17 protein-coding genes are annotated in these 18,996 nt (G+C 44.5%); 9 read left to right on the top strand and 8 right to left on the bottom strand.

The features are described 5' to 3' along the window. Both GXP65_RS25435 and tal read right to left on the bottom strand, forming a co-directional pair. Positions 1–109 (bottom strand): hypothetical protein (locus GXP65_RS25435; RefSeq protein ID WP_162093653.1); only part of this gene is annotated, 109 nt, incomplete at its 3' end. Positions 110–234: 125 nt separating this feature from the next. After that, positions 235–1,185, bottom strand: coding sequence for a transaldolase (gene tal / locus GXP65_RS21080; RefSeq protein WP_005425862.1), 951 nt, complete (start codon positions 1,183–1,185; stop codon positions 235–237). 464 nt (positions 1,186–1,649) lie between these two features. On the opposite strand from tal, the gene GXP65_RS21085 reads away from it, so the two are divergent. Beyond that, positions 1,650–2,651 carry a sugar-binding transcriptional regulator gene (locus GXP65_RS21085; protein ID WP_162093654.1) on the top strand — a complete coding sequence of 334 codons (1,002 nt, stop codon included), beginning with the start codon at positions 1,650–1,652 and terminating at the stop codon, positions 2,649–2,651. A gap of 126 nt (positions 2,652–2,777) precedes the next feature. Next, positions 2,778–4,073 (top strand): glycoside hydrolase family 18 protein, encoded by a 1,296-nt coding sequence (locus GXP65_RS21090; RefSeq protein WP_162093655.1) that lies wholly within the window; start codon positions 2,778–2,780, stop codon positions 4,071–4,073. A gap of 41 nt (positions 4,074–4,114) precedes the next feature. On the opposite strand, the gene GXP65_RS21095 is transcribed toward GXP65_RS21090, so the two are convergent. The 5 genes from GXP65_RS21095 to GXP65_RS21115 all read right to left on the bottom strand — a co-directional run bounded on the left by GXP65_RS21095 (position 4,115) and on the right by GXP65_RS21115 (position 10,371). Beyond that, on the bottom strand, positions 4,115–6,406 hold the full coding sequence (locus GXP65_RS21095; protein ID WP_162093656.1) for an EAL domain-containing protein: 2,292 nt from the start codon (positions 6,404–6,406) through the stop codon (positions 4,115–4,117). Between the two features lie 21 nt (positions 6,407–6,427). After that, a complete protein-coding gene (locus tag GXP65_RS21100) occupies positions 6,428–7,258 on the bottom strand; it encodes a sulfurtransferase (protein ID WP_047476156.1) in 831 nt (276 codons plus the stop codon). A gap of 55 nt (positions 7,259–7,313) precedes the next feature. Then, positions 7,314–7,613 carry a hypothetical protein gene (locus GXP65_RS21105; protein ID WP_162093657.1) on the bottom strand — a complete coding sequence of 100 codons (300 nt, stop codon included), beginning with the start codon at positions 7,611–7,613 and terminating at the stop codon, positions 7,314–7,316. A gap of 137 nt (positions 7,614–7,750) precedes the next feature. Further along, positions 7,751–8,254, bottom strand: coding sequence for a hypothetical protein (locus GXP65_RS21110; protein WP_162093658.1), 504 nt, complete (start codon positions 8,252–8,254; stop codon positions 7,751–7,753). Between the two features lie 11 nt (positions 8,255–8,265). After that, positions 8,266–10,371 carry an LruC domain-containing protein gene (locus GXP65_RS21115; protein WP_047476150.1) on the bottom strand — a complete coding sequence of 702 codons (2,106 nt, stop codon included), beginning with the start codon at positions 10,369–10,371 and terminating at the stop codon, positions 8,266–8,268. 622 nt (positions 10,372–10,993) lie between these two features. Between GXP65_RS21115 and GXP65_RS21120 the strand changes: the two genes are divergently transcribed. The 7 genes from GXP65_RS21120 to ribB all read left to right on the top strand — a co-directional run bounded on the left by GXP65_RS21120 (position 10,994) and on the right by ribB (position 18,103). Next, positions 10,994–12,427: an aldehyde dehydrogenase family protein gene (locus GXP65_RS21120; protein WP_162093659.1), complete on the top strand. Its 1,434-nt coding sequence runs from the start codon at positions 10,994–10,996 to the stop codon at positions 12,425–12,427. A gap of 15 nt (positions 12,428–12,442) precedes the next feature. Beyond that, complete coding sequence (locus tag GXP65_RS21125; protein WP_162093660.1) at positions 12,443–13,360, top strand: acyl transferase; 918 nt, start codon at positions 12,443–12,445, stop codon at positions 13,358–13,360. Between the two features lie 34 nt (positions 13,361–13,394). Continuing rightward, positions 13,395–14,462 carry an alkanal monooxygenase gene (locus GXP65_RS21130; RefSeq protein ID WP_077262928.1) on the top strand — a complete coding sequence of 356 codons (1,068 nt, stop codon included), beginning with the start codon at positions 13,395–13,397 and terminating at the stop codon, positions 14,460–14,462. Between the two features lie 26 nt (positions 14,463–14,488). After that, positions 14,489–15,463: an alkanal monooxygenase gene (locus tag GXP65_RS21135; RefSeq protein ID WP_162093661.1), complete on the top strand. Its 975-nt coding sequence runs from the start codon at positions 14,489–14,491 to the stop codon at positions 15,461–15,463. 85 nt (positions 15,464–15,548) lie between these two features. Then, positions 15,549–16,685, top strand: a complete 1,137-nt coding sequence (locus tag GXP65_RS21140; RefSeq protein ID WP_162093662.1) for a long-chain fatty acid--CoA ligase — start codon at positions 15,549–15,551, stop codon at positions 16,683–16,685. Position 16,686: 1 nt separating this feature from the next. After that, complete coding sequence (gene fre / locus GXP65_RS21145) at positions 16,687–17,388, top strand: NAD(P)H-flavin reductase (RefSeq protein WP_162093663.1); 702 nt, start codon at positions 16,687–16,689, stop codon at positions 17,386–17,388. Between the two features lie 22 nt (positions 17,389–17,410). Then, a complete protein-coding gene (ribB, locus tag GXP65_RS21150) occupies positions 17,411–18,103 on the top strand; it encodes a 3,4-dihydroxy-2-butanone-4-phosphate synthase (protein ID WP_038888442.1) in 693 nt (230 codons plus the stop codon). Between the two features lie 136 nt (positions 18,104–18,239). Here the strand turns inward: ribB and moeB are convergent, their stop codons facing one another. After that, complete coding sequence (gene moeB, locus GXP65_RS21155; RefSeq protein WP_005425975.1) at positions 18,240–18,989, bottom strand: molybdopterin-synthase adenylyltransferase MoeB; 750 nt, start codon at positions 18,987–18,989, stop codon at positions 18,240–18,242. Positions 18,990–18,996: the final 7 nt, after the last annotated feature.

Here is an 18,996-nt window from a genome sequence, read left to right on the forward strand (position 1 = left end):
TACCCATAGGTGCACCTGGGTGACCAGAGTTAGCTTGTTGAACACCATCCATGCTTAGTGCACGGATTGCATTAGCTAGATACTTTCGTGTTAGAAGAGAGCGATCCATAGTAGTTACTTCTCGATATTTGATTTAAATAGAGGGAACTCGTCGGAACAAGTTCAAATAGAATTTTTTGAATAAAGCGCTGATGCTAAAAGCGAGTAGGCTGGCTACTCGCTTTTGGTAAGCAATTAAAGCTTAGCTGCGATCATGTCTTCTAGTTTGCCTTGGTCAACCGCGAAGTTACGGATACCTTCAGCTACTTTCTCAACAGCCATTGCGTCTAGGTTGTGCTCCCATAGGAACTCAGCGTGAGACATTGGAGCTGGACGCTCTTTAGAACCTTTAGAATCAACCAGTTTCTCTACAACTTCGCCTTCAGCCGCTTCTAGCTCAGCAAGAAGAGCTGGAGCGATAGTTAGACGGTCACAGCCAGCAAGTTCTAGGATCTCGCCGATGTTACGGAAGCTTGCGCCCATAACAACTGTGTTGTAACCGTAGTCTTTGTAGTAGTTGTAGATGTCTGTTACTGAGATTACACCTGGATCTTCTGAAGCTTCAAAGTCACGACCTTCTTTTGCTTTGTACCAGTCCATGATGCGGCCAACGAATGGCGAGATTAGGAATACGCCTGCTTCAGCACATGCACGAGCTTGCGCGAAAGAGAATAGAAGCGTTAGGTTACAGTTGATGCCTTCTTTCTCTAGGATCTCTGCAGCGCGGATGCCTTCCCAAGTAGAAGCCAGTTTGATTAGGATGCGGTCGTTAGTGATGCCTGCGTCGTTGTACATTTTTACAAGCTGGCGAGCTTTAGCAACGCTGCCTTCTGTATCGTAAGAAAGACGAGCATCTACTTCTGTAGAGATACGGCCAGGGATAGTTTTTAGGATCTCTTTACCGATGTTTACTGCAAGCATGTCACAAGTGTCTTGTACTTGTTGTGCTTTGTCGTTGCTTTGTGCTTTTGCGTATTCGATAGAAGCGTCGATTAGAGGTGCGTACTCTTCGATTTGAGCCGCTTTTAGGATAAGAGATGGGTTCGTTGTTGCATCTTCAGGTTGGTACTTTTTGATTGCGTCAATTTCACCAGTGTCCGCTACTACAGTTGTTAGTTTACGAAGTTGCTCTAACTTGTTGCTCATAATCGATCATCCTATATAAATGGGCTTAAGTGTGGTTTTGAGTACCACAGCTTGTGCATTTGCAAGCGTGTCGGCTAATCGTCTCATCATATTTAACGAGACATCTGCTCAGCCAACTACGGAAAATTTCGGTACCGAACATTTGCTATGAACATTTGATCGGTAGCTGAGTAAATGATGAATCCATATTTATCCTATCCATGCTGAAAGTCAATCGCCGAAACCGACTTTAAGTGATGTTCATCAACGTTTTTTTGCTGTGTGTTCAGAGCATGGCCGAAATAAACGTTTGCCCTTATTGTTCAAGGCTTGAGCAGTAATGATATTAATAAAATTAATCGGTGAGAAAATGTCATTGCAGTGAGCAAATGTCGCAGTAAAATTGGAGGGTAACATATGCTAAGTCAATGAGCGGATGCTCACTAATGCATACAATGTCGATCCTCTAAAAGGGCGAGAAAAACATGAGCAGTTCTAAGCAAGACATTTCTATTGAAAGCACAGATTTACTAACTGAGATCTCCGTTGCCTATTATCAAGACGGTGCGACCCAAGAAGAGATCTCGAAAAAGTTTTCCATATCGCGGGCCAAAGTAGGGCGAATGCTGAAGCAGGCTCGTGATGAAGGCATTGTAGAGATTACCGTAAAATATCACCCTGTGTTTAGCGCCAAGATAGAGCAGCGCCTCATCGAACGCTTTGGTGTGAAACGAGCGTTGGTCGCTTTGGATCAACCTAATGAAGAAGCGCAGCGTCTCCAAGTGTCTGGTTTGGTCTCTAACTACCTGACGAGTACTTTAAAGAACGGCATGGTCGTGACGGTAGGGCAAGGGCGTAACGTTTCTTCTGTGGCTCACCACATTGGCGTTATCACGCCGCGCGATTGTAAGTTTGTGTGCGGTATTGGCGGGATTCACCCTCGTGGCGGTATGTACAATGCGGACCACATTTGCCGACAATTCGCCAAGAAATACGGCGGCACATCGGAAACTCTGTATGCCCCTGCCTACGCTGAAAACCGAGAGCAGAAGGTGGCCTTCATGCAAAACGCCACGGTTAAACAGACACTGGACTTGGCGCGCAAGGCGGATGTCGCTCTTGTTGGTATCGGTGATATGAGTGAAAACAGCTACATGGTTGACCTTGGCTGGTTTACTCCAGATGAAGTGGTGCAATCCCGTTTGATGCAAGGCGTCGTAGGGGACTTTGCCGGTTATGATTTCTTTGACATCCACGGCGATGTAGCAAACACAGTAATGAGTGACCGAGTCATCGGCTTAGGTATTGAAGAGTTTCGCCCAATTGCAGAAGTGATTGCGATTGCGGCAGAAAACAGTAAACCATTGGCGCTACTTGGGGCTTTAAGAACCGGAGCCATTGATGTGATTGCAACCAGTGTAAGTAACGCATTAACGGTTCTTAACTTAGATGAGCAGATGCATGGCAACAGCACATCAGAGGTTTAGCACAAATAATATGCAACTAATGTAATTTGGCTGTGAGGATCTATAAATGACTCGCAGCCTGATTTCGTTTCCAAGTTAAAAATAATCCTCAGGGGTAATTTGTAGTTGATTACTCTGGAGGAAATTATGAAAAAGACACTTCTCGCAGCTGCATTATTTACGGGGCTTACAGGTATTGCACAAGCTGAGCAAAAAGTCGTGGCAGGCTATTTTGCCGATTGGCAGTACGCAAATGCAGACAATCCATACACGGTTAAAGACATTCCGGCTGATAACCTGACTCACATTATCTACGCATTTTTAAGTATGTGTGGTCCTCACACTGGTGCTTCGGAAAATATTCAAAAGCTGGTTGCAAAGCACTGTGAAGGCAAAGAACCGTATACGGCGATTTTGGTTGATACCGAGGCGGCACTTGAAAAAGACTTTGGTCCGGTCTCTGTAGACGTTCCATATAAAGGGCACTTCGCCCAATTGGCCGAACTTAAGAAGCAACATCCTGATCTAAAAATTCTTCCTTCTTTTGGCGGTTGGACCATGTCTGAACCTTTCCACGCTATGGCTAAAAACCAGCAAGCAATGGATCAGTTCTCGAAAACGGCGGTCGAGTTGATTGCAAAGTACGATTTTTTTGATGGCATTGACTTGGACTGGGAATATCCAGGTGGTGGCGGTTTGACTACGTCTCCTTGGAGTCCAGATACCAAGCTGACGGATGAGCAAAAAGCATTAGAGCGTGATGCCTTCACTTACCTAGTTAAAACCATGCGTGGTGATCTAGATACACTAGCGAAAAAGACCAAGCGTGAGTACGAGCTTTCAACAGCGGTGGGTGTTGGTCCTAAAGCAGCAGGTATTGACTGGAAAGCGGCGCAGCCTTACCTAACCAACATGTTTGCGATGACATACGACTTCCTTGGCGGTTGGGGGCAACAGACAGGGCATACGACTAACCTACATGCGACCGACCGCAGTTGGTGGGGAATGGGCGCAGACGTGTTCATTAATCAAATGATTGAGCTGGGTATTCCTAGTGAGAAGTTGGTGATTGGTGCCGCGTTTTATGGTCGCGGTTGGCAAGGAACTAAAGATTTTGCCGGTGGTTTACCAACTCAAGACTTATTATCGGAGAAAGGCGCACAGTTTGGTACTGGTGAGAATGGCTACTTCATGTTCTGGGATCTGATGAAGAACTACAGTGTGAAACAAGGATATGAGTACAAATATGATGAGCAAGCTCAAGCGCCATACTTATGGAACCCAGACAAGAAGGTGTTTATCTCATTTGAAGATCAGCGATCTATCAAAGCCAAAGCCGACTGGGCGAAACAATCTAACTTAGGCGGAATCTTTACATGGGAACTGTCAGGAGATCCGAAAGGAGAGTTAGTCGAAGTGATGTATAAGGAAATGCAGAACTAGTCTCTGTCCCTTACGTTATAACTACGTAAATCAAGCCGTCGTTATTGTTCGACGGCTTTTTCGTTGTGGTTCTCTTCGGCAAAGCTAATCAGCTGCTCAAAAGGCAATGGTTTGGAATAGAAGTAGCCTTGAATCAAATCACAACCGCAAGCAGTAAGTTGATCACGTTGATGGCGAGTTTCCACACCTTCAGCAAGCACCTTCATCCCAAAGTTTTTACCAATCGCAATGATGTTTTGCACCATGTTCAGTGCTTTTTCATCGTTCTCAATGTTATCGACAAAGCTCTTATCGATTTTGACTTCATCAATTGGCAATGCTTTAAGCATCGAAAGGGAAGAGTAGCCAGTACCGAAGTCATCCAGAGAGAGCTTAAAGCCTAGCGAATGTAGACGTTGGCAAATTGGCGCAAATTTTTCGAGGTCCTCGATGAACAGGTTCTCAGTAATTTCCAGTGTGATGCGACTGTGTTTCACCTTATGTCTATCAATCATGGCCACCAGATCCTCAATGAAGTTGACTTGGATAAATTGTTTGACCGAGATATTAATCGACATCTGGATAGACTGTTTTACACGCCCTGTTAAACGTGCCATATCGACGAAACTTTTCTCTATGATTAACTCTCCGAGTCTTACCATCAAACCTGAGCTCTCGGCGACCGGAATGAACTCGTTTGGCGGTACAAATCCAAGCTCTTCGTCCTGCCAGCGAACAAGCGCCTCAACGCCATAGATTTCACCATCTCTGTTCAACTGAGGCTGATACACCAAAAACAAACTTTGCCTTTCGATAGCGAGCCTTAAACGTTGCTCTATCTTCATCTTATGGAGGTGCTTCGCTTGCATTTGTTGGTCGAAAATACTGTAAGCGTTACGATCCTTTTTGGCTTGATACATGGCGATATCCGCTGAGCGAAGTAGCGCATCCAAACTTTTGCCATGCGAAGGATAGAGTGCAACACCGACGCTAGAACTGAGAAGGAACTGGTTTTCGTGAACGATGTAAGGTTCGGATAGGTAATGAATAAGATCGCTTGCTAGCGTCCTTACTACGCTGTCGTCTGTTTGATTGACAAGTAAGATGAATTCATCGCTCGCCTCTCTAACAATCAATCGGTCTTCACTGTCGAAACTCTTCAAGCGCAGCGCTATTTGCTTAAGCACTTCGTCACCAAATTCATGGCCATGTGTGTCGTTTACTGATTTGAAGTTATCGATATCAATGAACATCAAAGCAAATGGATCTGAAGTTTCATTCAGCCATTTTGTGATGTGTGCTCTTAGATATTCACGGTTAGGTAGCAGTGTTAAATGATCATGATGCGCCTGATAAAGCAGCTTTTGTCGCGTTGCGAGCTCGTTATTTGCAATTGAGCGAACCAATGCATAGAAACCTGCTTGGATAAAAAGGAAAACGATGGAATAGAGAGCAAACTGATCGAAGAAGCCACGTTGGATGTAGCGTAGGTCGGTTGAAGAGGAAGCCCAAAGTTTGTAATCAGGTAAATATTTGAGTGTCACCAGTTGATTGATTCTTGGGTCATCGGCAACAATGTTTACCGCACTTGATAGGTTCTTTACTGTATCGCGGCTCCAGCCGTACTTTTTCTCGACTTGCTCAAAGACAATCGCTTTTCTATGTCCATCTGCAGGGAGCGTATAGCTGAATAGATTAGGTTGCTCCGCGGAGGTAAAAGTAAGGTAACCGTCTTCACGAACTAATGACACGCGGTTGTGTTTATTGGCATGCACGTCATTTCTGAATACTAAGGAGGAGTTCATATTAAACCCCGCTGTCATTACTGCTATTACGTCTCCATTTTTATTTCGAATTGCCTTTCGGATAGGGATCACTAATGAATCGAGTGCGGGCATGAAATAGGTTCTGCCAACCACCATGTGTTGGGCCTGAAGTGCAGCTTCGAATGTCCCTCTGGTTTGAGGATCTTGCCTGAGGTTTTGTAGCTTTTGTAAATCCAGATTAGAGCTGATGGCCAGGTAATCCCCTTCAGGGTTAGTCAGGCCAAAAGCGGCGATAGCAGGGTGGATATCCATCAAATCATCAAGCAAGGGACGCATTTGTAGGGAAGCTGTTCGAGTGAAGTCGTTTTGCTCTATCAGTTGATGCCCAACTACTTCTAAAAGCGTTTCTTGCCCTTTTAACAAAGACTCGACGGAAGAGGCAAACAGCTCTAATTGTAAGAGCTGCTTATCTTTGTACTTATCGAGAGTTGCTTCGTAATGATAATGACCAAACAGAGAGAACAAACCCACACTTATCGCAAACAGCGTCATGTAGAGCGTCCAAATGTTCTTCTTTATGCCGATCATATCGTTTTACTGCTCCTGATCTTAACGCTCGATAGGTAGAGAATGGTCTGCACCCCATTCGGTCCAAGAACCGTCGTACACCGACAGGTTGTCCAGACCAATTTGATACGCCGCAAGTAACAAAATACATGCGGTTACACCGGAGCCACAACTAAAAATGATTGAATTATCACTATCTATTGTTAGTGCGCTAAATATCTGTTGCAACTCTGAATTCGGTTTAATGTGACCGTTGGTTAAGAGTTCTTGAAACGGTAAGCAAACCGAATTTGGAATATGCCCACTGCGTAGCCCTTCTCGTGGTTCTGGCACTTCACCAAGGAAACGAGCTTTGGCTCTTGCATCGATGATGTTTGCACTTTGGTTATTCGAATGAGCAAGCACAGCTTGGGCGTTCAAAAACGCTTCTTGGTTGAGCTTGCCTGAAAAGTTACCTTTTCCGCTTGGTTGCGATAAAGCACTCGTAACAGAAAGCCCAGCTTTAATCCAAGCGGGAAGACCGCCGTTCAGAACTCGAACATTCTCATGACCCATTGCTCTGAACATCCACCATGCTCTTGGTGCGGCAAGTGTCCCTGAGTTGTCGTATACCACGATCAAATCTTCGTTGTTCAAACCGAGCTGTTGCGCACTTTGGTTGAAGCCTTCTTCTGTTGGCATCATATGTGGCAGAGATGAATCAGGTAAGCAAAAGTCGTTGTCGTAATCAAAGCGTAGGGAATTAGGAAGCCACTTATCTTTAACTTTTTCGCCTTCTGAAGGGATTTGAAACGCAATACTCGCGTCGAGGAGTTTGACGTTAGGTTGGCCGAGTAGGCTATTAAGTTCTTCAGTACTGATCAGTGCTTGCATCGTCTTTTGTTTCCTCAAAGTAGTATGGCGGCTTAAATAACTGTGAAGAGTAAGCTTATTCACAGCTTAAAAACGTGAGCGGTTGCTCGAAGAGTGAATCTGTTGGTTGGCTGAATGTTGCCGCTGCACCTTTAGGGCAATGGGTGGAAGTTGGTACAGCGACGCGTTTGATTCCTGATTCTTCCGATTCAATCGTTAGATAACGTCTTTGACCATCGAGTGATTGCGTTAACGTATTTGAAATGACGGTTGCGGTAATGGTCTGTGTTTCATCAGAAGATGTTAGCCACAGAGCCAGACATAATGCGACGATGGCAGCAACAAAGACCAAAATGAAGGTTTTCGGATTGTCCAACGTATTTTCCCGTCAAATGAGTAACCCTACTGTTTTACAACAAAAAAATCGCATGTTCAAAAGAACGATGCGATTTTGAAGTAAAAGAGTGAGGAATTATATTGGAAGGTCGTTTTCTAGACCTTACTCCTATTTGGCTACATGACCCAAGAACTGTCACCAGAAGTTATGACTTTCTGGATTGGGTCGCTGCCATCATAGAACCAAATTTCAACAAGCAGGCTGCCTTGGCTATCAGAGATGTTAAAGTCAATGTTCGCTGTCCCTTTATCGAGTGGAACAGAAGCAACTTTGCTTGGGTATTTTGCGTCGTAGCTCCCCGAGCTGTTTTCAGCAAACTCTTTGTAAACGCTGAGGTGCGCACGTTGTGAAGAGAAACCACTGATGTCTACATTGAGGCTACCTTCGGTTACAGGGTTGTAGCTGAAGTTATCTGGTACCTCAAGATCCTGCATTGTCACATCTTCTACCGGTACCGTTGTCTCTTCTTCCTCAACGGGTTCTTCATTTTCGTTGGTATCATCCTCTGGCACTGTAGTTTGTGTTGGTGGTGGCGCAGGGGTGCTGTTATCTCCACCGCCACCGCCTCCACCACATGCGGTTAGTGCTAATCCCATAATGATTGTAATGAGTGCTTTCATAATGTTATCTCCTATGGAATGTAGCATTTGTTTGGTGCTGGAGCGGTGTGCCAGTCAGTGCTTCGTTCGCCAGCAGACTCTGCCCAAGTTTGGAATTGAGGATAAGCGTCCACCATATCGACACGCTCAAGAGGCCAGTTCCAATCCTCTACTATCAATAGCGCCCATGGTAAGTTGTTGGCGGTTTTGAAGTACTTACCTTGTGCAGGGTCACTTGCATCAACGCCGACGCCGAAGAGGTTTTGGTCGTCAAATTGTTCTGTTGGTGCCTGGTCAGCTAGGTGTACTTCCCACTTGCGACCTGGTTGGAACGTAATGCCATCGCCATGGTAGGTCCCCGGAGTTGCAAAGATAAACGGGTCGTATGGCATAGCTTGAATGGCTGAGCGGTCTGAATCTTCGGTGAAGTAGACATTCAGAGTAAAGGTAAGTGAAACACTGTCATCACAACCAGACTCAGTTCTGAAATAGCTACAACTACTTGCGGCGTGCGTGCTCAAGTCTTCACTGATGATGAAAATCGCTTCGTTAGAAATACTTTCCAAACCGTTTGATGCTTGTTCCACACCATTGAAGGATAGGGTAGTGAGTCCATTCTCAATAGCGCTTCTTAAAACACCAGGTAGTCGGATTGCGAAGCCGTTTTTGTAACCCGCGCCGTAAGCGGCTAAGTCACCGGTAATTTGGATATTTTCAACGTGACCTGCAAGGCTGGTTTCGGTAATACGGAACTTCACTACTACATCGTTCATGTCGTAGTCAGCAGTGTATGGCCAGTTATCTTCATAAGCGACGGTCGCGTAATCTTCTGCGCTTGGGAAGTATTCTACGGTGTATCCATTGCCAGTAATGGTAATTGGATGGTCTTCTACCTCACCAGATGTAGAGCCGCCAAAGTAATTCAAACCCGTTTGTTGGCTAAAGCGGAATCGGCTCCAGCTCGCCCCCTCAGTAGCGGCAGTGGAAACCACGAATGGCAGCGGATTATTGCCTGCAGAGAGCAGCTCATCGGTAAAGACTTGTTCGCCTGCATCATCGAAGTCGCCATCGCGGTTCCAATCAAACCAAGCAGATAGGTACCCAGATGTGGATGCTGTGACATTGATGATGGAGCTTAAGCCCGGATCGAGTGCTGAAACAAAACCGACGCCATCTTCATCGGCCGTGCCCACAGAGTTGTCATTGGCTTGACCGTCTGCGTCACCATCTGGCGCGACAGCACCTAACCAAGTGACATCATCGACTTCATGGCGTGGCCCGTTGGAAGCAAGTGTTGTGCTGTAGCTATCAGGAGCGTCACCAAAATCGATGGGGTCGTCTTCATCAATCACAGGAGCATTCGCGCAACGGGCACCATCGTTTTGGCTTGAGCTTGGACCGTTAGAGACAAATTCAACTGCTGGAACAATACCAGCAGCAATGTTGGCTGCGTTATCTTCAGATAAGTCCACTCGATAGATCTTACCGTCTTGATTGCGTGAGACATAATAGTTGCCATTCACATCAAAATAGCCAGCACCAAATGTGCCTAACTCACCAGTATCGCCAATAGCAGTCGCGTTGCCATTGCTTGGGTCGAATTCGTATAGGATGCCCGAGTTGTTATCAATGCCGTAGAGTGAGCCGTCACCCGGGTGGAAAGCAAAGTCTGTCAGGTTAACGCTGGCTGTTGAGGTGATTCTAACTATGTTTAGCGTCGCGTTTGGATCAGAATCTAGCGGTGATAGGTCAATGGAAAATAGGCCTTTTCCTTTGCGATACAAGTAGTACACGTGATTGTAAACGTCACCTACGTAAAACGTGTGGTCGGTAGGCAGACCCGAAACACTGAGTGTTTCAGCTTGAAAGTCTTTACCCAATCGAACGATTTTCTTGTTTGTAGTGTCATAGCCGTAAATGTAACGGTCAGTGAAGTCAAAACCCACGCCGTTAATGCCCGAAGCTAAACCTGTGTCATCTTCTAATAGAGTAGTAGATCCCGTAACCAAGTTGACGCCATAGATTTGAACCGGGGTTGACTGAAATAGGTATGCTTTGCTTGGGCAAGTATCGAATGGCGTGGCTTGAGCGTAAGTGCTCGCCATCAGAGTCCCAAGTAACAATGATATCCCTTTCATAATTCGCCCTCTCGTTGGTTGGTGATATATGCAATGAAAGGAGTGTGCCAACTGGTATCGTTAGGTATATCAATGTGTTAAATATGCGTTCACCATTATTTTTAATATGAATCTCAAAATGACACTCGGTTTAAGCGGTTTTCAAAACCGCTGTCTTGCCAAGAGCTTCGCACGTACACCGTCCCCTATCCAGCTCGCACGTATTTGGGATCGATCCCACTTGTGGTTTCTTATGAAGTCCATACTTTTTCACTGAAAGTGCTACCTAGGTGAGAGGATATTATTGAAGAATTACAATTAACTCTAGTAGCAGCAACCACTTAAATACCATTACTTATTTATAGTGTTACAAAGAACATTAATAATTTATGCAATATTTATGAGTATGGTTGCTTTAGTGTTTAATCGCACTGATAAAATAAAAAACTAAAGTGTTTGAAATTTAGGTGTTTGTTAAATGTTATGACTAATTATAAATAAGGAAAACTATAATTAGATTAAATGGTAATACTTCTCATTAGTTTGATCTATTTAATGCATTTGGTTAAAAGTTATTAATTAACTTTAAAAAAACAACCCAAGATATTAATGTTTTTTCAAATTCAAAGGAGAAGCTCTTGATATGGAAAAACACTTACCTTTAATAGTAAATGGGCAAATAGTTTCTACTGAAGAAAATCGATTTGAGATCAGTTTTGAAGAAAAAAAAGTTAAGATTGATTCCTTTAATCATGTTCATTTAACTCAGATGGTGACTCATGATTATTTAAATGATCTAAATATAAATAACATCATCAATTTTCTTTATACAACAGGGCAGCGTTGGAAGAGCGAAGAGTATTCAAGAAGAAGGGCATATATTCGGTCTCTTATTACTTATTTGGGGTATTCACCACAAATGGCGAAACTAGAAGCAAATTGGATTGCAATGATCCTTTGTTCTAAGAGTGCGCTCTACGACATTATTGATACCGAACTTGGCTCTACGCATATACAAGATGAATGGTTACCGCAGGGTGAGTGTTATGTGAGGGCTTTTCCTAAAGGACGCACGATGCATTTGCTTGCGGGGAACGTTCCTCTCTCCGGTGTGACCTCAATACTACGAGGCATACTGACGAGAAACCAATGTATTGTGAGAATGTCAGCATCGGATCCATTTACTGCCCATGCGCTAGCGATGAGCTTTATTGACGTCGATCCCAACCATCCTATTTCTCGTTCTATTTCCGTATTGTATTGGCCTCATACATCGGATACGACACTCGCTGAAGAATTACTGAGTCATATGGATGCAGTGGTTGCTTGGGGGGGGCGAGATGCCATTGATTGGGCGGTTAAGCATTCTCCTTCACACATCGATGTTTTGAAGTTTGGTCCAAAGAAGAGTTTTACCGTGTTAGACCATCCAGCCGATCTAGAAGAAGCCGCCTCGGGTGTTGCTCATGATATTTGCTTTTATGACCAAAATGCCTGCTTTTCTACTCAGAATATTTACTTTTCTGGAGATAAGTATGAAGAATTTAAATCGAAACTTGTTGAAAAACTGAATCTTTATCAAGAAGTTTTACCAAAATCAAAGCAAAGTTTTGATGATGAAGCTTTATTTTCTATGACTCGTCTTGAGTGTCAATTTTCTGGGTTGAAAGTTATATCAGAACCGGAAAATAACTGGATGATCATCGAGTCAGAGCCCGGGGTTGAATATAACCATCCATTAAGTCGTTGCGTTTATGTCCACAAAATAAATAAGGTTGATGATGTTGTTCAATATATAGAGAAACATCAAACACAAACGATTTCTTTTTATCCATGGGAGTCTTCCAAGAAATATCGAGATGCATTCGCCGCAAAAGGAGTAGAAAGAATCGTTGAATCTGGGATGAATAATATATTTAGAGCCGGTGGCGCACATGATGCAATGCGCCCACTTCAACGTTTAGTTCGATTTGTTTCTCATGAAAGACCATATAACTTCACCACTAAGGATGTATCTGTCGAAATAGAGCAAACTCGCTTTCTTGAAGAAGATAAATTCTTGGTTTTCGTCCCTTAAATAAGGAAATTTACAATGAATAATCAATGCAAGACTATTGCACACGTATTGCGCGTGAACAATGGTCAGGAACTTCACGTCTGGGAAACGCCCCCAAAAGAAAATGTGCCTTCTAAAAATAGCACCATTTTAATTGCTTCTGGTTTTGCCAGAAGAATGGATCACTTTGCTGGGTTAGCCGAATATCTATCTGAAAATGGTTTCCATGTGTTCCGTTATGACTCTCTTCATCATGTGGGGCTCAGCTCGGGTTCGATTGATGAATTCACCATGACGACGGGCAAAAATAGTTTGCGTACTGTTTATCACTGGCTGCAGACCAAGGGTACACAAAACATTGGCTTGATTGCGGCAAGTCTCTCAGCTCGTGTCGCCTATGAAGTTATCTCTGACCTTGAGCTGTCTTTTCTGATTACTGCGGTTGGCGTGGTTAACTTGCGTGACACACTAGAAAAAGCGCTTGGTTTTGATTACCTCAGTTTGCCTATCGATGAGCTACCAAACGATCTTGATTTTGAAGGTCATAAGCTTGGTTCTGAAGTGTTCGTTCGCGACTGCTTCGAGCATCACTGGGATACCTTAGATTCTACTCTCGACAAAGTAGCCAATACCTCGGTTCCTTTAATCGCCTTTACCGCTAACAACGATGATTGGGTTAAGCAAGAAGAAGTCTATGACATGTTAGCGCATATCCGCAGTGGGCATTGCAAGCTCTACTCCTTGCTTGGTAGCTCTCATGACTTGGGTGAAAACTTGGTCGTGTTACGTAATTTCTACCAATCCGTCACCAAAGCCGCCATCGCAATGGATGGAGGCAGCTTAGAAATCGACGTCGACTTTATCGAGCCTGATTTTGAACAACTCACCATCGCGACTGTGAATGAACGTCGCTTGAAAGCGGAAATTGAAAGCCGTACGCCAGAAATGGCTTAGGTCTTATCGTAATACCAACAAATAAGGAAATGTTATGAAATTTGGAAACTTCCTTCTCACTTATCAGCCACCTGAGCTATCTCAGACCGAAGTGATGAAGCGATTGGTTAATCTGGGCAAAGCGTCTGAAGGTTGTGGTTTCGACACAGTTTGGTTACTAGAGCACCACTTCACTGAATTTGGGTTGTTAGGGAATCCTTATGTTGCTGCCGCACACCTATTAGGTGCGACAGAAACGCTCAATGTTGGCACTGCAGCCATCGTATTGCCGACTGCCCATCCGGTTCGACAAGCAGAAGACGTAAATCTACTGGATCAAATGTCGAAAGGACGATTCCGTTTTGGTATTTGTCGCGGTTTGTACGACAAAGATTTCCGTGTCTTTGGTACAGACATGGATAACAGCCGAGCCTTAATGGACTGTTGGTATGACTTGATGAAAGAAGGCTTCAATGAAGGCTATATCGCGGCGGATAACGAACATATTAAGTTCCCGAAAATCCAACTGAATCCATCGGCTTACACACAAGGTGGCGCTCCTGTTTATGTCGTCGCGGAGTCAGCATCAACGACAGAATGGGCTGCAGAGCGTGGCCTACCAATGATTCTAAGCTGGATCATCAACACTCACGAGAAGAAAGCGCAGCTTGATCTTTACAATGAAGTCGCGACTGAGCATGGCTACGATGTGACTAAGATTGACCACTGTTTGTCTTACATCACCTCCGTCGATCATGACTCAAATAAAGCCAAAGATATTTGCCGCAACTTCTTGGGTCATTGGTACGACTCATACGTGAATGCCACAAAGATTTTTGACGACTCTGACCAAACAAAAGGCTATGACTTCAATAAAGGTCAATGGCGTGATTTTGTCTTGAAAGGCCACAAAGACACCAATCGCCGAATTGATTACAGCTACGAAATCAACCCAGTAGGAACGCCTGAAGAGTGTATCGCGATTATCCAGCAAGATATCGATGCGACGGGTATTAACAATATTTGTTGTGGTTTTGAAGCAAACGGTTCTGAAGAAGAAATTATCGCATCTATGAAGCTATTCCAGTCTGATGTGATGCCATATCTCAAAGAAAAACAGTAATTAATATTTTCTAAAAGGAAAGAGACATGAAATTTGGATTATTCTTCCTCAATTTTATGAATTCAAAGCGTTCTTCTGATCAAGTCATCGAAGAAATGTTAGATACCGCACATTACGTAGATCAGTTGAAGTTTGACACGTTGGCTGTTTACGAAAACCATTTCTCGAACAATGGTGTGGTTGGTGCCCCATTAACAGTGGCTGGTTTTTTACTTGGTATGACAAAGAACGCCAAAGTGGCTTCGTTAAATCACGTTATTACCACACATCATCCAGTACGTGTGGCGGAAGAAGCGTGTCTACTCGACCAAATGAGTGAAGGCCGTTTTGTCTTTGGCTTTAGTGATTGTGAAAAGAGTGCAGATATGCGCTTCTTTAATCGACCAACGGATTCTCAGTTTCAGTTGTTCAGTGAGTGTCACAAGATCATCAATGATGCATTCACTACTGGGTACTGCCATCCAAACAATGATTTTTATAGTTTTCCTAAAATCTCTGTTAACCCACACGCGTACACTGAAGGCGGTCCTGCGCAATTTGTGAATGCGACGAGCAAAGAAGTGGTTGAATGGGCGGCTAAGTTAGGGCTTCCACTCGTGTTTAAATGGGACGACTCAAACGCGCAAAGAAAAGAATACGCCGGTTTGTACCACGAAGTTGCTCAGGTACATGGTGTCGATGTTAGTCAGGTTCGACACAAGCTGACGCTGCTGGTCAACCAAAATGTAGATGGTGAAGCAGCAAGGGCAGAAGCACGCGTGTATTTGGAAGAGTTTGTCCGTGAATCTTACCCAAATACCGACTTTGAGCAAAAAATGGTAGAGCTGTTGTCAGAAAATGCCATCGGTACTTATGAAGAAAGTACTCAGGCAGCGCGAGTTGCGATTGAGTGTTGTGGTGCCGCGGACCTATTGATGTCTTTTGAGTCGATGGAAGATAAAGCGCAGCAAAGAGCGGTTATCGATGTGGTAAACGCCAACATCGTCAAATACCACTCGTAACGTTTAAACGATGCTGAAGGGGCAGCGATGCCCCTTATATCACCATTCTTTTCGCGCGATAGCGCTAACTAATAGAGGCATTTATATGGAAGTACTTTCAGCGGTTAAGCAGGAAAATATCGCAGCGAGCACAGAAATCGATGACTTGATTTTCATGGGAACTCCTCAGCAATGGTCATTGCAGGAACAAAAACAGCTGACATCTCGCCTTGTTAAAGGGGCATATCAATACCATTACCACAATAATGATGACTATCGTCAGTTCTGCGAGAGGTTGGGAGTCGGGGAGGTGGTCGAAGACCTCAACGAGATCCCCGTTTTCCCTACTTCTATTTTTAAGTTGAAGACCCTATTAACACTTGACGATGAAGAGGTCGAGAATCGCTTTACTAGCAGCGGTACTAGTGGCATCAAAAGTACTGTCGCACGAGATAGACTCAGTATTGAGCGGCTTCTTGGCTCAGTAAATTTCGGTATGAATTACGTTGGTGATTGGTTTGACCATCAGATGGAGTTGGTGAACTTAGGCCCAGATCGCTTTAATGCCAACAATATTTGGTTCAAGTACGTCATGAGCTTAGTTGAGCTCCTTTATCCGACCGCATTTACTGTCACTGAGGATGAGATCGACTTTGAGGCGACGCTAGCTAATATGAATCGTATTAAGCAGTCTGGTAAAACCATTTGTCTTATCGGCCCTCCTTATTTTATCTATCTACTGTGCTGTTTCATGCGCGAGCAAGGTCAAACTTTCAATGGTGGTCGCGATCTTTACATCATCACTGGCGGCGGCTGGAAAAAACATCAGGATCAATCGCTCGATAGAGACGAGTTCAACCAACTTTTGTGTGAGACTTTTACCTTAGAAAGCGCAGAGCAGATTCGAGACACATTTAATCAAGTTGAACTGAACACCTGCTTTTTTGAAGATACAGAACACAAAAAGCGTGTACCTCCCTGGGTCTTTGCAAGAGCTCTGGATCCTAAAACATTAAAGCCGCTTCCGCATGGCCAACCAGGACTGATGAGCTATATGGATGCCTCGGCGGTTAGCTATCCATGCTTTCTAGTGACGGATGATATAGGCATCGTGCGAGAAGAAGAAGGCGATCGCCCGGGAACTACTATTGAGATCGTTAGAAGAGTTAAGACGCGAGGTATGAAGGGGTGTGCTCTCAGTATGTCTCAAGCGTTTACCGCTAAGAATGAAGGAGGCAACTGACATGTTATGTTCGATAGAAAAAATTGAGCCGTTAACTGGCTTCATATTCCGAGTGTTGCTCAAGCCGGATCAGCCTTTTGAATTTAGGGCAGGGCAGTACATTAACGTCAGTTTAAGCTTTGGTAGTTTACCGTTTTCTATAGCCTCGTGTCCTTCTAATGGTGCGTTTTTAGAACTCCATATTGGTGGCTCAGATATCAGCAAGAAAAATACGCTTGTGATGGAAGAACTCACCAATTCGTGGGTCTGCGGAAACATGGTTGAAGTCAGTGAGGCGCGAGGCGACGCTTGGCTGCGTGATGAGAGTGTCAAACCCTTGTTATTGGTCGCAGGCGGGACCGGAATGTCTTACACCCTAAGTATTTTGAAAAATAGCTTGGAGCAAGGGTTTACCCAGCCGATTTACGTCTATTGGGGTGCTAAGGATATGGATAACCTGTATGTGCATGACGAACTGGTGGATATTGCGCTTGAAAACAAAAACGTCAGTTACGTGCCAGTTACTGAAATATCAACCTGTCCCCAGTACGCTAAGCAAGGAAAGGTGTTGGAGTGTGTGATGAGTGATTTCCGTAATTTATCTGAGTTCGATATCTACTTGTGTGGTCCTTGCAAAATGGTTGAAGTGGCTCGTGATTGGTTCTGTGACAAAAGAGGGGCAGAACCAGAGCAACTTTACGCGGACGCGTTCGCTTATTTGTAATCAGTATCAAGGAGAAGAAACTATGAGCTCAACGTCACTACTAGATGAGTTTGGCACTCCAGTACAAAGGGTAGAAAGAGCGATTGAGGCTCTGAAAAATGGCCTTGGTGTTCTATTAATGGATGATGAGGATCGCGAGAACGAAGGCGACCTTATCTTCTCTGCACAGCATCTTACCGAAGCGCAAATGGCACTCATGATTCGTGAATGCAGTGGCATCGTGTGTTTGTGCTTAACGGAGGAACGCGCCAATTGGTTAGAGCTTCCTCCTATGGTGAAAGATAATCGCAGTAAAAACCAGACCGCTTTTACGGTTTCGATTGAAGCGAAAGAAGGGGTGACGACAGGGGTCTCTGCGAAAGATCGCGTTACAACGGTCAAAACGGCCACTTATTTTGATGCTCAACCAGAAGATTTAGCAAGACCAGGCCATGTTTTTCCACTGGTTGCGAAAACAAATGGCGTGTTGGCCCGTCGAGGTCATACCGAAGGTACGATCGATTTGATGTATCTAGCAAACTTAGTCCCGTCAGGGATCCTTTGTGAACTGACTAACCCTGATGGAACCATGGCGAAACTGCCAGAGACCATTGAGTTTGCAAGGCGTCATGGAATGCCAGTTCTCACTATTGAAGATATCGTCGATTATCGCACGGGCATCGACCTGAGAAATGAATATGAGAGTGGCTTAGTGTGTGAAGTGAGTTGGTCTTAGTATTTAAAGTTCCTTTGTTTGTTCAGTCGCCTAGCTGACTTTCCGCCCTTATCGGGCGGTTTTTTTGTTTTGCAGAAGTCAAAAATAAACCCGCAAAAGCGGGCTTATTGATATAAGGTGGTTAGTTGTAAGCCGGTTAGTTGCAAACTGGACAGGTTGGCATTTTCATCAGATTCATTTCTCGCCAAGACATGCTGAGCGCATCCAAAATCAGAATTTTGCCTTTCTTTGGTTGGCCGTAATCAGCTATCACTTTAATCGCTTCCATCGCTTGTACTGCGCCAACAATACCAACAACAGGCGCCATGACTCCGGCTTCGACACAGCTTAATGCGCCACTGCCAAAAAGGGCACTCAAGCACTGGTAACATGGTTGCGCTGGGTCATCGTAAGTAAACACGCTTACTTGTCCCTCCATGCGAATGGCGGCGCCTGAAATTAGCGGTGTTTTGGTCGCAAAACATAGGCGGTTAAGTTGATTACGCGTATCGACGTTATCTGATGCATCAACAACAATCGTGTGCTGTTCGATCAAGCTTTTTAGCTCTGTATCATCAAGACGCTTTGCGATGGTATCTACAATGATGTGCGGGTTAAGTTCGCGTAGTGCATCTGCCGCCGATTCTACCTTCTTACGGCCAATATCCGCATCGTGATGAAGTACTTGGCGCTGAAGGTTAGACAACTCGACGATATCATCATCAATCAGCGTGATTTTACCGACACCGGCAGTGGCCAAATATTGGCTTGATGCACAACCTAAGCCGCCAGCACCAAGCATCAATACTGACGCTTGTTTGAGCGCCTCTTGCCCTTCAAAGTCAAATTGACGAAGAATGATTTGGCGGTTGTAACGCAGCATTTCCTGATCGGAAAGAATATCCACAACGATT

It is taken from the genome of Vibrio sp. LB10LO1, from assembly GCF_010092875.1.
GTDB classification, from domain to species: Bacteria; Pseudomonadota; Gammaproteobacteria; order Enterobacterales; family Vibrionaceae; genus Vibrio; species Vibrio campbellii.